The following is a 13288-nucleotide window of genomic DNA, read 5'->3' on the forward strand; positions in this document are numbered from 1 at the left end:
TGGGGTGTCATCATACTGCTAAATGCTTTTTTTTCCATAAAAAAGTTGAAGAATTTTGACGCGTTAAGTATCCTTAAAAAATGTCTGCTCGCGATCCTAATCAAGCCAAAGCCAAAATGATGAAGGCACATAACAAGTCATTCATCAAATCGGCTTTAGATGCTGCTAAAGGCGTTAAGGCCAAATATCTTTTTGTATACATCGATTCGGTAGACGAAGAGCTATTGCCCGACACCTTACCCAAGGGTATTCAGCTTATTTTGGTTTCTAAAAAAGCTAATTACACCTGGAACCAGCCTACCCCTATTAGAGGGGTTATCACCATTCCCAAACTCAAGCTGGGTCGTATGGGCATGATTAAAATTGCCGTCCTTTTTGCTCTGTCCACAAAACTGGTTAATGCCGACGACACCATTGTGTTTTTAGGAGGCAAAGCCGAACAAGGCATGCTTGATTTTGTGTTATCACTCACCATTGCCAGTGAATCGGAAGTACTGACCGGTACCGATTTTGAAAATTTGCCCGATACCGTAAAAGCTGCCGTGTTTGAGCATACACTTAATTTGGCTATTGAAATGTCTAATAAAGGCCGCGAAGGCAAGCCCGTGGGCACAATTTTTGTGCTGGGTGACGAAGAACGCGTGATGCAATTAAGCAAACAAATGATCATCAACCCCTTTAAGGGCTATTCGGAAGAAGAACGAAATTTATTAAACCCGGCTTTAAAAGACACCATTATCGAATTTTCTGCCTTAGACGGTGCTTTTGTTATTTCGGGCGATGGCGAGGTTATTTCGGCCGGACGTTATTTAAGTGCGGCTACCGATGAGTCTGAAATTCCCCGTGGTTTAGGGGCCCGCCACATATCGGCGGCCGGTATTACGGCGTTGACAAACGCCATTGCGATTGTTATTTCGGAGTCCACCGGCGATGTGCGGATATTCAGACATGGTAAAGTCATCATGAGTATCGAAAAGCCTTCCCGCTAATGGAGAATAATTTATGACCTTAAGAAGCTTTGATAAACGCACCTTAAAACGTAACCTCGAAAAAGGCGTCATCTCGGATGCTGATTACAAAAAACACCTGGCCTCTCTGGCCGATGATGCCGATAACTCCGAAATCATCAACCTGGAAGAAGAGGAAGATGAATTTTTGGGTGATGATGAAGTAACCCAAGATCTCTCGGAAGAAGCCTAATTTTCTTCAACAATTACCTAATAAGCCTTTTGACATCCTGCGGCATACAGGATAGTATTATATCCTATGCCGGTTCAAAAACTACGCCGTTCTGTACGCCGTGTGGCTCGCCGCATTAAAAGTTGGTCTACCATTGCGGCCTTAACCTTAAGCGGTAACCGCATCGAAAGAAAAGCCGATCTCCATAAAAGTAAAAATCCGGTTCTCCTTATTTACGGCTTTGGCGCCACCCGCCGCACTTTTGCCATTTTAGAAAAACGCCTTTATAACGATGGGTACACCGTATTTAGCATTAACCTGGGCGGAACGCTGGGCACCTTTAACACCAATCCTATTGAAGAATTAGCCTCGCACATCGATCAAAAAATTGAACGTCTCTATCAAAAATATCAGTTCCGCGGCAAAATCAGCATTTTGGCCCACTCTAAAGGCGGACTTATTGGCCACTACTATATCAAGCGTTTAGGTGGTGACCGCCGTGTAAAAATGCTGATTACCATGGGCACACCGCATAACGGTAGTCCTTGGGCCTTACTGGCCAGCTTCACCCCTGCAGCTTTTATGAGCAAAAGCATACGCCAGATGACCCCTATGAGTAATTTTATCCGCCGCTTAAAACAAGGTCCCTTCCCTAAAAAAGTAAAATTGTATTCCATATATTCCAAAGACGATCGCATTTGTGTGTACCCTGGCGGTGTGCTAGAGGAAGCGGCCAATGTGAAAAATTTAGAGATCGACAGCATCAGTCATTCGGAATTTCTCATTAAAAAATCCGTGTACCATGTGATCCGCCATGCCTTAAACGACAACATGCCGGCCAGTTTAGAAGAACGCACCCGTCAAAAGGTATTAAAAGACCGCGAAAAGATGAATCAGAAATCAAGTTTACGCCTCATTGAAGGGGCTAAGAATTTTAGTTTAAAGAAAGCTTTGGGCGGCGAATAATCCTACCACTTTTTAAATACAAAAAAAGCGGCAGCAATCATAAAACCAAAACCTACCAGGTAATTCCAACGTAGTGGTTCTTTAAGATAAAAAACAGAAAAGGCGATAAAAACAACGAGCGTGATGATTTCTTGAATGGTTTTAAGCTGTGCGGTTTCAAAATACTGCGCACCAATACGGTTAGCCGGCACCTGAAAACAATACTCCACAAAAGCAATAAGCCAACTAACGGCAATAGCCTGCCAGAGCGGCACGTTTTTGTAACGCAAATGCCCATACCAGGCAAAAGTCATGAACACATTGGAGAAGATAAGAAGGATGATAGTAGACATATGAAATGAGTCATCCTCAGCCCGCGAAGCGGTGCGAAGGATCTCCGGAATTACACTAGGGGATCCTTCACTGCGTTCAGGATGACATCAGCACCGGCTTGCAGAAGTGATTGCGCTAAAGTATTCCCACCTTCTACATTTTTATCAACCGGCACTTCCAACTTTTTTTGAATCATTTGAGAACCATCGGGTGACGCTACAAAACCATTGAGGATAATTTTTTGGCCCGAAAGCGTGGCATGGCAACCCAGCGGCACTTGGCAACCGCCGTTAAGCACACGTAAAAATTCACGTTCTGCTTCTACACATACGCGTGTTTCGTAGTGATCCAAACCTTTTAAAAGAGAGATAACGTCTTCATCGCCCACACGCGTTTCTAAACCCAAAGCCCCTTGAGCTACTGCGGGAATCATATTCAATTCTTCGGTGATAAGACTATCCATGCCTAAACGGATGAGCCCGGCTTTAGCTAAAATAATCGCATCGCAGACGCCTTCATTCATTTTACGGATGCGTGTTTCCACATTGCCACGTAAATTTATAAATTGAAGATCGGGTCTTAAGGCTTTCAGTTGACTGATACGACGCAGGCTGGAAGAACCAAGGATGGCCCCTTTTTTTAATTGCTCAAACGAAAGATTATTTTTGGAAACCAGCGCATCGCTGGGATTTTCACGCACCGGATAGGACGCTAGCATCAAGCCTTGAGGCAACTCACCGGGCACATCTTTTAAACTATGAACCGCTACATCTACCGTTTTATTTAATAGCGCATCTTCAATTTCTTTAACAAATAAACCTTTTCCACCTACTTTAGATAAGGTCACATCTAAAATTTGATCGCCTTTGGTGGTGATGGGATGAAGGATAATAGAAAGATGAGGATGAATTTTTAAAAGAGAATCTTTAACAAAATTGGCCTGCCACAAGGCCAGTTTTGAAGCGCGCGTTCCAATTTTTAATTCTTTAAGATTCACTTTCTTCCACACTCCGCGAATACCCGCATTCTTTTTCGGCGCATTTAATGGTGGTGCCGTGTGCTTTGGTGGTTTTTTCTACCAGGTAGCTGGCACCACACTGCGGACATTTTTGATTTACCGGTTTATCCCAGCTGGCAAAATCGCACTGAGGGTATCCGGTGCAACCATAAAAAACTTTACCCCTACGGGTTTTCTTTTCGGAAAGAGGTTTGGTGCATTTAGGACAATTTACACCAATAGAAACAGCCTTTGTTGTTTTACAATTAGGATAACCCGAACACGCTAAAAACTTACCAAATTTACCGCGCTTTACCACCATAGCCCTGCCACATTTATCACATTTTTCGTCGGTGGTTTCCTCCGCTTGAATTTCAATTTTACCGGCTTCGTTTCGCACAAACTCTTTAGAATTTTTACAATCGGGATAAGCTTGGCAGGCCAAAAACTCACCATGCTTTCCAAATTTAATAACCATAACCCCACCGCATTTTTCACATTTTTGATCGGTAGGAATTTCTTGGCGCTTCACATCACGCATAGCCACTTTAGCTTCACCTAAAGTTTTAGAAAATGTACTGTAAAACTCATTTAAGGTATCGGTCCACTTCATCTTCCCCTCTTCCACATCATCCAATTCTTCTTCCATGTGGGCGGTAAATTTTACGTCTAAAATATCAGGGAAGTGATTTACCAAAAGATCATTCACCAATTTTCCTAAATCGGTAGGTCTAAATTTTTTACCTTCAATTTTATCGACGTATTTTTTATCTTGGATAACAGAAAGAATGGAGGCGTAGGTAGACGGACGGCCAATACCCTTTTCTTCCAGTTCTTTTACTAAAGACGCTTCGGTATAGCGTGGAGGGGGCTCGGTAAAATGCTGCGAGGGTAAAAACTCGTGACACTTTAAATTTTCACCTTCCTTTAAATTGGGCAAAAGTCGACCTTCTTCATCTTGATTATCGCGGCTTTCGTTATCGCCTTCATCCCAGTCTTCACGGTAAACAGATAAGAAACCGGGAAATTTAACAACCGAACCCGAGGCGCGAAATTCACAATTTTTAACTTCAATCACAAAAACCGTACGGTCTAACACCGCAGGCTTCATTTGGCTGGCTACAAAACGCTTCCAAATAAGATCGTACAAACGGTACGCATCGCGTTCGAGATATTTTTTTACCTTATCGGGCGCATGCTCCATGTTGGTGGGGCGAATAGCTTCGTGCGCGTCTTGCGTGTTGCCCTTTTTATTTTTATAAAAATTGGGAGATTCGGGCACATACTCAGAACCATACGTCTCTTTAATAAAGCCACGCACCTGCTCAATAGCCACATCGGCTACACGGAGCGAATCGGTACGCATGTAAGTAATAAGACCTTCTGTTACATCATCCATTTCAATACCTTCATACAGGCGTTGTGCCAGCATCATGGTTTTTTTAGCGGTAAACCCTAACTTGCGTGAGGCCTCCTGCTGGAGTTTGGATGTAATAAACGGCGGCGTAGGATGGCGCTTTTGCTCCTTCTTTTCAATAGCTTTTAATAGAAGATTTTGACCTTTTAAACTTTTAACTAAGGCTTGAGTGTCATCGCCATTCTTAAGCTCAGCTTTTTTACCGTCAATTTTACTAAGGCGTGCCGAAAATGCCGGCGGGATACTGCCTTCTACTTTTATTTCTAAATTCCAGTATTCTTCGGAAATAAATTTTGAAATTTCATCTTCGCGTTCACATACAAGCCGCACCGCCACCGATTGCACACGACCTGCCGATAATCCGCGACGAACCTTCTCCCACAACAAAGGACTAATTTGATACCCCACCAAGCGGTCTAAAATACGACGCGCCTGTTGGGCTTCAAACATACTGGTATTTAGCACAATTGGTTTTTGAATAGCTTCACGAATGGCCGATTTGGTAATTTCGTTAAAAAGAACACGATGTATAACCGGTTTTTTCTTTAGCTTTTTAATTTCTTCGGCAACATGCCAGGCAATAGCTTCTCCTTCGCGATCTGGATCGGGGGCTAAATAAACAATTTCAGAACCCTGAGCCGCTTTTTTAATTTCATCAATAACCTTTTTTTTACCGGGAATTACTTCATATTCAGGTTCAAAATTATTTTTTAAATCAACGCCCAAATTCTTTTTAGGCAAGTCTTTTATATGGCCAATAGAGGCCTTAACCGTAAAATCACGGCCCAAATACTTTTCAATAGTTTTGGCTTTAGCCGGAGACTCAACTATAACAAGATTTTTACTCATAAAGGGCTAATATATTAATCGACCAGATGGTGAAGGTCAAAGATTAACTGATTTTTTGGCTACAAAGGGGAGAAAACGGTTTTCTTCCATATCGTCCATCCCGTAACCGTATACATAGTCGTTAGGAATGGTAAATCCAAGATAATTTATTTGTTTTTTATGAGGTGCCGCCTGCTCTTTCACGAGCAATACACAGGTTTTAAGACTTTTTACCTCTTTAGATTTTAAATAATCGAGTAATGTATTAAAAGTAAGGGCAGTATCCACAATATCTTCAACCACCAGCACATGCTTATCTTTTAAGCTAAGTGTATGACTTTCAATTTCAATCACCCCCGATGATCTATTATTATCGTAACTTTTAATCCTTAAAAATTCACAAGTAATAGGCAGATCCAAATGCCGCACTAAATCGGCCATAAAAATAAAGGATCCTTTTAAAATGCCCAGCACCACAATATCTTTTTTACCGGAGTAATCTTTAGAAATGATTTTTGCTAACTCTTTTAGACGTTCTTCTATTTGATTAGCAGATAATAAAACGGAATGGGATATAGACTCAACCATGAGAACTACTCCGCATCTAATCGAGCTTTTACTTCCTTGGTACCTTCAAAATAATCGCCAGTAAAACAGGCATCACAAAACCACTCGCGTGAATTTTGTTTATCAAACCAATACAAAGAATCTTTAGAAAGATACGAGAGCGAATCGGCACCAATAAACTTGCAGATTTCTTCTAAACTTTGATGCGAAGCAATCAGTTCTTTTTTAGAAGGCGTATCTATTCCGTAAAAACAAGGCCATTTGGTGGGCGGACTGGAAATACGCATGTGCACTTCTTTTGCACCTGCATCGCGCACTAATTTAATAATTTTTCGGCTGGTGGTGCCACGCACAATAGAATCGTCTATCAAAATCACTTTTTTACCATCCATCAGTTCTTTGACAGGATTAAGCTTTACCTTCACGCCAAAATTACGGATGGATTGTTCGGGCTCAATAAAGGTACGGCCTACATAATGGTTACGCACCAGCCCCATTTGAAAGGGAATACCGGATTCTTCAGAATAACCGATTGCCGCCGGCACACCCGAATCGGGAACTGGAACCACCATATCGGCTTTAATTTTTGACTCACGCGCAAGCATACGTCCAAAACCCTTACGAATTTCGTACACGTTCCGGTCGTACACAATACTATCGGGGCGAGCAAAATAAACGTATTCAAAAATGCAATGCCCACGCTTGCGTGGTTCAAAGGGCGACATCGATTTCATCTCGCCGTTTTCAAAAACAATAATTTCGCCAGGCTCTACCGAACGTTCATAAGTAGCTTCAATTAAATCAAGGGCCGAAGTTTCACTGGCCACCACATAGGTGGAACCCTTTTTACCCAAAACAAGAGGTCTAAAACCGTAAGGATCACGAGCTACAATCATCTTTTTGGGCGTTAGAAAAACAAGAGAATATGCCCCTTTCACTTTCATGAGGGCATCAATAATGCGATCAACAATAGATTTTTTGCGAGACACAGCAATGAGATGCAAAATCACTTCCGTATCGATGGTAGACTGAAAAATAGCACCGTGAGCTTCAAGCTCGGCCTTGAGGATGTCTGCGTTCACAATATTACCGTTGTGCGCAATAGAAACAATCCCGCGTGAAAAGTTGATGGTAAACGGCTGAGCGTTACGTAGTACCGTTTCGCCAGCCGTAGAATAACGAACATGACCAATAGCCGAACGGCCGGGAAGTTTTTCTAATACAGGCGTTGTAAAAATATCGGCAACCTGCCCCATGGCATTGTGTGTTTTAATATTATCGCCATCGCTCACAGCAATACCGGCACTCTCCTGCCCGCGATGTTGAAGCGCGTACAGGCCCAGGTAAGCCAGCTTTGAGGCTTCTTCATGATTGTAAATGCCAACAATTCCACACATAATTTTATCGCTTAAAAACAGCGCGTTCAAAACCGTTGATATAATTATCTTTCACTTGAGACAAATCCACATCCACTAAAACTTTATCTTTATTTTTAATAACAATCTTTTGCCCCGTTACTTTGCCAATTTGGCAGGCAACAACACCGGCCTCGCGAGACAAGTCGAGAACTTTTTGAAGAGAAGCCGGCTTAACAGAGAGCACAATGCGCGATTGGGTTTCCGAAAAAAGCGCCACATCATCTCTTAAGGCCAAATTTAAATCTGTCAAGATGCCGTAAGACTTGGGCCCCAAAGCAGACTCGGCCAAAGTCACCGCCAACCCGCCTTCAGAACAGTCGTGAGCCGATTGTACCAAACGCGCGTTTGTAAGTTGATTCATAAGGGCCCATAATTTCTTTTCAGTATTCAAATCAACACGAGGCGTAAGGCCGGCCACTTTCTTTTGTGTCATCCACAAGTATTCGCTAGCACCTAATTCTTCACGGGTTTCACCCAAGAGAATAATGATATCGCCCTCGTTTTTATAAAATTGATCAACGGTAGTGGTGATATCGTCAATAAGCCCTACCATGCCAATAGTAGGCGTGGGGTAAATAGACGTACCTTTTGTTTCGTTATAAAAACTCACGTTGCCGCTCACCACGGGAGTATTGAGAGAAAGGCAAGCTTCACTGATGCCCTTCACACATTCTCTAAACTCCCACATAATTTCCGGATTTTCAGGATTTCCAAAATTGAGACAATCGGTAATAGCTAAAGGACGCCCGCCCGAGCACACAATATTGCGTCCGCTTTCGGCCACCGCTTGCTTACCACCGGTTACAGGATCTTGATAACAATAACGACTATTCACGTTTGTAGTTACAGCCAATGCTTTGTTAGTTCCTTTTAAACGAATCACGGCGGCATCCGACCCGGGCTTTACCACGGTGTTTGTCATGACTTGATGATCGTATTGTTCGTAAATCCAGTGTTTAGACGCAATAGTGGGATTAGCCAGCATTTTAAGAAGCGCTTCATTATAAGAAGACGGCTGCGGAATACTCGCTACATCGAGCGTTTGGCGTTCTTTTAAATTTTTAGGTTCGGCAACCGGACGTTCGTAAATAGGAGCCCCATGAGCCAAAGGATCAATGGGCAAATCAATTACCACTTCATTGTTAAACTTGCACACAATGCGTCCGCTATCGGTTACATGCCCCACCACGCAGGCATCTAAATCCCATTTGGTAAAAATTTCTTCTACAATTTTTTCGGCACCTTTTTTAGCAACAAGCAACATGCGCTCCTGCGATTCAGACAGCATAATTTCGTACGGCGTCATGCCCTTTTCACGCAATGGAACTTTATTTAAATCCATTTCAATACCCGTTCCCGCACGCGAGGCCATTTCTATGGACGAGCTGGTAAAACCGGCAGCACCCATATCTTGGATACCAATGATGGCGTCTTTGGCCATTAATTCTAAACACGCTTCTAATAATCGTTTTTCGGTAAACGGATCACCTACCTGAACGGTTGGACGCTTTTCTTCTGAACCTTCATCAAAACTGTCAGACGCCATGGTAGCCCCGTGAATCCCGTCGCGGCCGGTTTTGGAGCCCAAATAAATAATGGGATTACCTGGGCCAGATGCATAGCCTTTAAAAATTTTATCACGCTGAACAAGACCTACCGTCATCGCATTCACTAAATTATTACCATTGTAACAAGGATCAAAATAAACCTCGCCGCCTACAGTGGGAATGCCCATACAATTACCATAACCCGCAATACCGGCCACTACACCTTTTACTAAAAACGGAATTTTTTCGTGGGAGGCTTCGCCAAAACGAAGTGAATTTAAATTGGCAATAGGACGTGCCCCCATGGTGAACACATCACGTAAAATACCCCCCACACCCGTTGCAGCACCCTGATAAGGCTCGATAAACGACGGGTGATTGTGCGATTCCATCTTAAACGCACAACATAAGTCATCGCCCAAATCAATCACACCGGCATTTTCGCCTGGGCCCTGCACCACAACTTCACCTTTGGTAGGAAAATTTTTGAGATAAATACGCGAACTTTTATAGCTACAATGCTCCGACCACATTACCGAAAAAATTCCCAATTCTACAAGATTAGGTTCGCGCCCAATGGATTTTACAATACTGGCGTATTCTTCGGTGGTAAGACCGTGTTGTTCAATAACTTCATTTGTCATTTGTGATGATTGCACTTCACTTCAAGTGAATGGTGAATAGTGGATAGTGGATGGAAAGATTTCTCTTTCACCATCCACCATCAACCATCCACTATCCACCAATAACCGACTCAAATATAAATTTTCCGTCTGTACCGCCCAATAATCCTTCGCTTACACGTTCCGGATGCGGCATCATACCCAATACATTTCGCCCTTTGTTACAAATGCCGGCGATGTTGGCGATAGCGCCGTTGGGATTATCTACATATTCAAAAACAATCTGATCGTTATCTTGAAGATTTTTTAAACCGGCATCATCGATAAAATAATTACCTTCCATGTGCGCAATGGGCACTTGATAAGTTTGGTCTTTAACGCCTTTTTTGGTAAAAAGTGTGTTTGTGGTTTTAAGTTTAAGGGGAACCGTGCGGCAAATAAAACGCAATCCCTGGTTGCGCATAAGAACACCAGGCAAAAGTCCCGATTCCACTAAAATTTGGAAACCGTTACAAATGCCAATAACCGGACGGCCTTCTGCTGCAAACTTTTTTACCTCGGCCATTACGGGCGAAAACTTGGCAATGGCCCCGCAACGTAAATAATCGCCGTACGAAAACCCGCCGGGTAAAATAATAGCATCTACATTTTTAAGATGAGTATCTTTATGCCAGATATATTCGGCCTGTTGCCCCATCACGCGTGTAGCCACATCAAAGCAGTCAAAATCACAATTGGAACCTGGAAAAACAACGATACCGAATTTCATAGAGAGGGTTACCTTTATTTTACTTCAAATCTAAAATTTTCAATTACCGTATTGGCCAATACTTTTTCGGCAATGGCTTTAACCTGATCTTTTAATTCCACACCGGCTTTGGGTTCAATTTCTAACTCAAAATATTTACCCTGACGCACATCGCTTACATTGTTATTGCCCATGGTGTGCAGCGCTTCACACACCGCTTTACCTTGAGGATCCAAAACACCATTTTTTAAGGTTACAAAAACTTCTACTTTCATTTATTCACCCACTACCTTTCTTAAAATGGTTTGATAGGCCTCTTCAATTTTTCCCAAATCACGACGGAAGCGGTCTTTATCTAACTTCTCATTTGTTTTCTTATCCCACAACCTACAGCTATCGGGTGTAATTTCATCGGCTAAAATCACTTCCCCTTTATGACGACCAAATTCCAATTTAAAATCGATAAGACGAATACCCAAAGCATCAAAATATGGCACTAATACATCATTTACTTTTAAAGCTAAATTACGGATGTTGATGAGTTCTTGATCGGTAGCATAACCCAAGGTTAAAATATGATCGTCGTTAATCATGGGATCGTCTAACTCGTCACTTTTATAGCAATACTCAATGATAGGACGTTTAAGAGGAGTTCCTTCGGGAATGCCTAAACGCTTAGAAAGCCCACCCGCCACCACATTGCGGATAATCACTTCTACAGGAATAATCTCTACTTTTTTTACCAACATTTCACGATCGCTAATTTTAGAAACAAGATGATTAGGAATCCCTTTTGCGGCCAGTAATTCATAAAGCTTGGCGGTAATGGCATTGTTGATAGCGCCTTTTTCTTCAATAGTGCCCTTCTTTTTATTATTAAAAGCGGTGGCGTCATCTTTGTAATACATGATGAGCAAATTGGGATCGTCGGTTTTAAAAATAACTTTGACTTTTCCTTCGTAGAGTTGTTCGGTTTTATTGGGCATTGTTATTTTCCCTTCTTGGCTCCAAAAACACGTGTGTAAATGGTATCTACATGGCGCAGATAAAATTGGATATCAAACTGCGCATCAATATCGTCGTGCGATAAATAACGAGCTACTTTTTCGTCGGCCTTAAGCAGCGCTTTAAAATCGGCATCTTCCTGCCACACCTTCATGGCATTAGTCTGCACCAAACGATAAGCATCTTCGCGGCTCATACCTTTATCGGTAAGCGCTACCAGTACACGCTGCGAAAAAACCAAACCATGCATCTTGTCGATATTTTTTTGCATGTTCTTGGGATATACCACCAGGTTTTCAATAATATTGCAGGTACGCTGCAGCATGAAATCAAGCGCAATAGTGGCATCGGGAGCAATCACGCGTTCGGCCGAGCTGTGCGAAATATCGCGTTCGTGCCAGAGGGCCACATTTTCAAGGGCGGTAACCGCATACCCGCGCAGTAAACGCGAAAGGCCCGATACATTTTCACTTAACACCGGGTTACGCTTGTGCGGCATGGCCGAAGATCCTTTTTGACCGGGAGAAAAATATTCTTCGGCTTCGTATACTTCGGTACGTTGTAAATGGCGCACTTCGGTGGCCATTTTATCGAGTGTGGCCCCAATAACGGCTAATGTAGAAAAATAATGTGCATGACGGTCGCGCTGTATAATTTGTGTAGAAATTTTAGCGGGCGTTAAACCTAGTTTGTTACATACGTATTCTTCAATTTCGGGTTCAATATTAGTAAACGTACCCATAGCACCCGAAAGTTTACCCACCCCAATGGTGCTAATAGCTTGTTCCAGGCGTTCACGGTTACGTTTCATTTCTTCGTACCACAACACAAATTTAAGTCCAAAGCTGATGGGTTCACCGTGAATACCATGCGAGCGGCCCATACAAGGCGTATGCTTATGCTCTTGCGCCCGCAGCATGAGAGCAGACAGAAGATGATCGATATCTTTTAAAAGAATTTGGCCAGCCTGAACCAACTGCACAGCAAAGCTGGTATCTACCACATCGGATGAGGTTAAGCCCCGGTGAATATAGCGTGAATCGGGCCCTACAAATTCGGCTACCGAGGTTAAAAACGCGATAACATCATGTTTTAATTCACGTTCTAGCTGGTCGATGCGCTCTACATTAAACTTGGCTTTGGAGCGGATAGCCCTTACGGTATCTTTAGATAAAACGCCCTTTTCGGCCCAAGCCTCAAGCGCCAACATCTCAATTTCGAGCCAAATTTTAAAGCGGTTATGAGGCTCCCAAATAGCCGCCATTTCAGGGTTTGTATAGCGTGGTATCATAAGAAGAAGGCCCCCTCATAACGCACAATAAAATTGAGTGCAAGAGAGAAGATAAATTTGCTAAACTATTAGTATCTTACAAAAAATAGCTTGTGCCCAACGCACGAGATAGTTTTTGATAAGATACTTATCCCGCTTAGCGGGATTGGCAAAATACCTCTTTAGGGATTAGTTGGTCTATGTTTAAAAAGTTTCTCTTCATTTCGCTGTTATTGTCAGCAAATCTAGCTTTAGCCCAAGAGCTACCTCCTCCAGGGGAAGAGATTGTTCCCACCTTAGACGAAGAACCTGTTTTAGAAGAACCCAATACCGATACCAACGCCGACTCAGACAAAACACAAGAAACATCCACTCCCTCTTTAGAACAGCTTGCAACCGACCAAGAAGAAA

General features: G+C 42.7%; 14 protein-coding genes. 4 read left to right on the forward strand and 10 right to left on the reverse strand.

Annotated features, from left to right (window positions below; all coding sequences use genetic code 11):
* The first annotated feature begins 80 nt into the window (after positions 1 to 80).
* The 3 genes from K1X76_11115 to K1X76_11125 all read left to right on the forward strand — a co-directional run bounded on the left by K1X76_11115 (position 81) and on the right by K1X76_11125 (position 2145).
* Positions 81 to 989 carry a diadenylate cyclase gene (locus tag K1X76_11115; GenBank protein MBX7149618.1) on the forward strand — a complete coding sequence of 303 codons (909 nt, stop codon included), beginning with the start codon at positions 81 to 83 and terminating at the stop codon, positions 987 to 989.
* 13 nt (positions 990 to 1002) lie between these two features.
* Positions 1003 to 1200 (forward strand): hypothetical protein, encoded by a 198-nt coding sequence (locus K1X76_11120; GenBank protein ID MBX7149619.1) that lies wholly within the window; start codon positions 1003 to 1005, stop codon positions 1198 to 1200.
* Between the two features lie 66 nt (positions 1201 to 1266).
* On the forward strand, positions 1267 to 2145 hold the full coding sequence (locus tag K1X76_11125) for an alpha/beta fold hydrolase (protein MBX7149620.1): 879 nt from the start codon (positions 1267 to 1269) through the stop codon (positions 2143 to 2145).
* A 2-nt stretch (positions 2146 to 2147) separates the two neighbouring features.
* On the opposite strand, the gene K1X76_11130 is transcribed toward K1X76_11125, so the two are convergent.
* The 10 genes from K1X76_11130 to purB all read right to left on the reverse strand — a co-directional run bounded on the left by K1X76_11130 (position 2148) and on the right by purB (position 12898).
* Positions 2148 to 2477 (reverse strand): DMT family protein, encoded by a 330-nt coding sequence (locus K1X76_11130; protein MBX7149621.1) that lies wholly within the window; start codon positions 2475 to 2477, stop codon positions 2148 to 2150.
* Between the two features lie 50 nt (positions 2478 to 2527).
* On the reverse strand, positions 2528 to 3454 hold the full coding sequence (hemC, locus tag K1X76_11135) for a hydroxymethylbilane synthase (protein ID MBX7149622.1): 927 nt from the start codon (positions 3452 to 3454) through the stop codon (positions 2528 to 2530).
* Complete coding sequence (topA, locus tag K1X76_11140; protein MBX7149623.1) at positions 3444 to 5720, reverse strand: type I DNA topoisomerase; 2277 nt, start codon at positions 5718 to 5720, stop codon at positions 3444 to 3446. The genes hemC and topA overlap by 11 nt, the downstream gene beginning before the upstream one ends.
* A gap of 36 nt (positions 5721 to 5756) precedes the next feature.
* A complete protein-coding gene (hpt, locus tag K1X76_11145) occupies positions 5757 to 6287 on the reverse strand; it encodes a hypoxanthine phosphoribosyltransferase (protein ID MBX7149624.1) in 531 nt (176 codons plus the stop codon).
* A 5-nt stretch (positions 6288 to 6292) separates the two neighbouring features.
* Positions 6293 to 7663: an amidophosphoribosyltransferase gene (gene purF, locus K1X76_11150; GenBank protein MBX7149625.1), complete on the reverse strand. Its 1371-nt coding sequence runs from the start codon at positions 7661 to 7663 to the stop codon at positions 6293 to 6295.
* A 4-nt stretch (positions 7664 to 7667) separates the two neighbouring features.
* Positions 7668 to 9875 (reverse strand): phosphoribosylformylglycinamidine synthase subunit PurL, encoded by a 2208-nt coding sequence (gene purL / locus K1X76_11155; GenBank protein ID MBX7149626.1) that lies wholly within the window; start codon positions 9873 to 9875, stop codon positions 7668 to 7670.
* A gap of 91 nt (positions 9876 to 9966) precedes the next feature.
* Positions 9967 to 10623, reverse strand: coding sequence for a phosphoribosylformylglycinamidine synthase subunit PurQ (gene purQ / locus K1X76_11160; GenBank protein MBX7149627.1), 657 nt, complete (start codon positions 10621 to 10623; stop codon positions 9967 to 9969).
* Positions 10624 to 10637: 14 nt separating this feature from the next.
* Positions 10638 to 10877 carry a phosphoribosylformylglycinamidine synthase subunit PurS gene (gene purS / locus K1X76_11165; protein MBX7149628.1) on the reverse strand — a complete coding sequence of 80 codons (240 nt, stop codon included), beginning with the start codon at positions 10875 to 10877 and terminating at the stop codon, positions 10638 to 10640.
* Positions 10878 to 11588 (reverse strand): phosphoribosylaminoimidazolesuccinocarboxamide synthase, encoded by a 711-nt coding sequence (locus K1X76_11170; GenBank protein MBX7149629.1) that lies wholly within the window; start codon positions 11586 to 11588, stop codon positions 10878 to 10880. It abuts the gene before it with no gap.
* Between the two features lie 2 nt (positions 11589 to 11590).
* Positions 11591 to 12898 (reverse strand): adenylosuccinate lyase, encoded by a 1308-nt coding sequence (gene purB / locus K1X76_11175; protein ID MBX7149630.1) that lies wholly within the window; start codon positions 12896 to 12898, stop codon positions 11591 to 11593.
* A gap of 179 nt (positions 12899 to 13077) precedes the next feature.
* On the opposite strand from purB, the gene K1X76_11180 reads away from it, so the two are divergent.
* Positions 13078 to 13288 (forward strand): hypothetical protein (locus K1X76_11180; protein ID MBX7149631.1); only part of this gene is annotated, 211 nt, incomplete at its 3' end.

This window comes from bacterium (genome assembly GCA_019695305.1).
In the GTDB taxonomy this organism is placed as follows: domain Bacteria; phylum UBA10199; class UBA10199; order UBA10199; family JAIBAG01; genus JAIBAG01.

Coding starts and splice junctions, on each gene's coding strand:
- K1X76_11120 (MBX7149619.1), top strand. CDS start 1,003: ATGACCTTAAGAAGCTTTGATAAACGCACCTTAAAACGTAACCTCGAA.
- purF (MBX7149625.1), bottom strand. CDS start 7,663: ATGTGTGGAATTGTTGGCATTTACAATCATGAAGAAGCCTCAAAGCTG.
- hpt (MBX7149624.1), bottom strand. CDS start 6,287: ATGGTTGAGTCTATATCCCATTCCGTTTTATTATCTGCTAATCAAATA.
- purB (MBX7149630.1), bottom strand. CDS start 12,898: ATGATACCACGCTATACAAACCCTGAAATGGCGGCTATTTGGGAGCCT.
- purS (MBX7149628.1), bottom strand. CDS start 10,877: ATGAAAGTAGAAGTTTTTGTAACCTTAAAAAATGGTGTTTTGGATCCT.
- K1X76_11115 (MBX7149618.1), top strand. CDS start 81: ATGTCTGCTCGCGATCCTAATCAAGCCAAAGCCAAAATGATGAAGGCA.
- K1X76_11170 (MBX7149629.1), bottom strand. CDS start 11,588: ATGCCCAATAAAACCGAACAACTCTACGAAGGAAAAGTCAAAGTTATT.
- K1X76_11130 (MBX7149621.1), bottom strand. CDS start 2,477: ATGTCTACTATCATCCTTCTTATCTTCTCCAATGTGTTCATGACTTTT.
- K1X76_11125 (MBX7149620.1), top strand. CDS start 1,267: ATGCCGGTTCAAAAACTACGCCGTTCTGTACGCCGTGTGGCTCGCCGC.
- purQ (MBX7149627.1), bottom strand. CDS start 10,623: ATGAAATTCGGTATCGTTGTTTTTCCAGGTTCCAATTGTGATTTTGAC.
- purL (MBX7149626.1), bottom strand. CDS start 9,875: ATGACAAATGAAGTTATTGAACAACACGGTCTTACCACCGAAGAATAC.
- topA (MBX7149623.1), bottom strand. CDS start 5,720: ATGAGTAAAAATCTTGTTATAGTTGAGTCTCCGGCTAAAGCCAAAACT.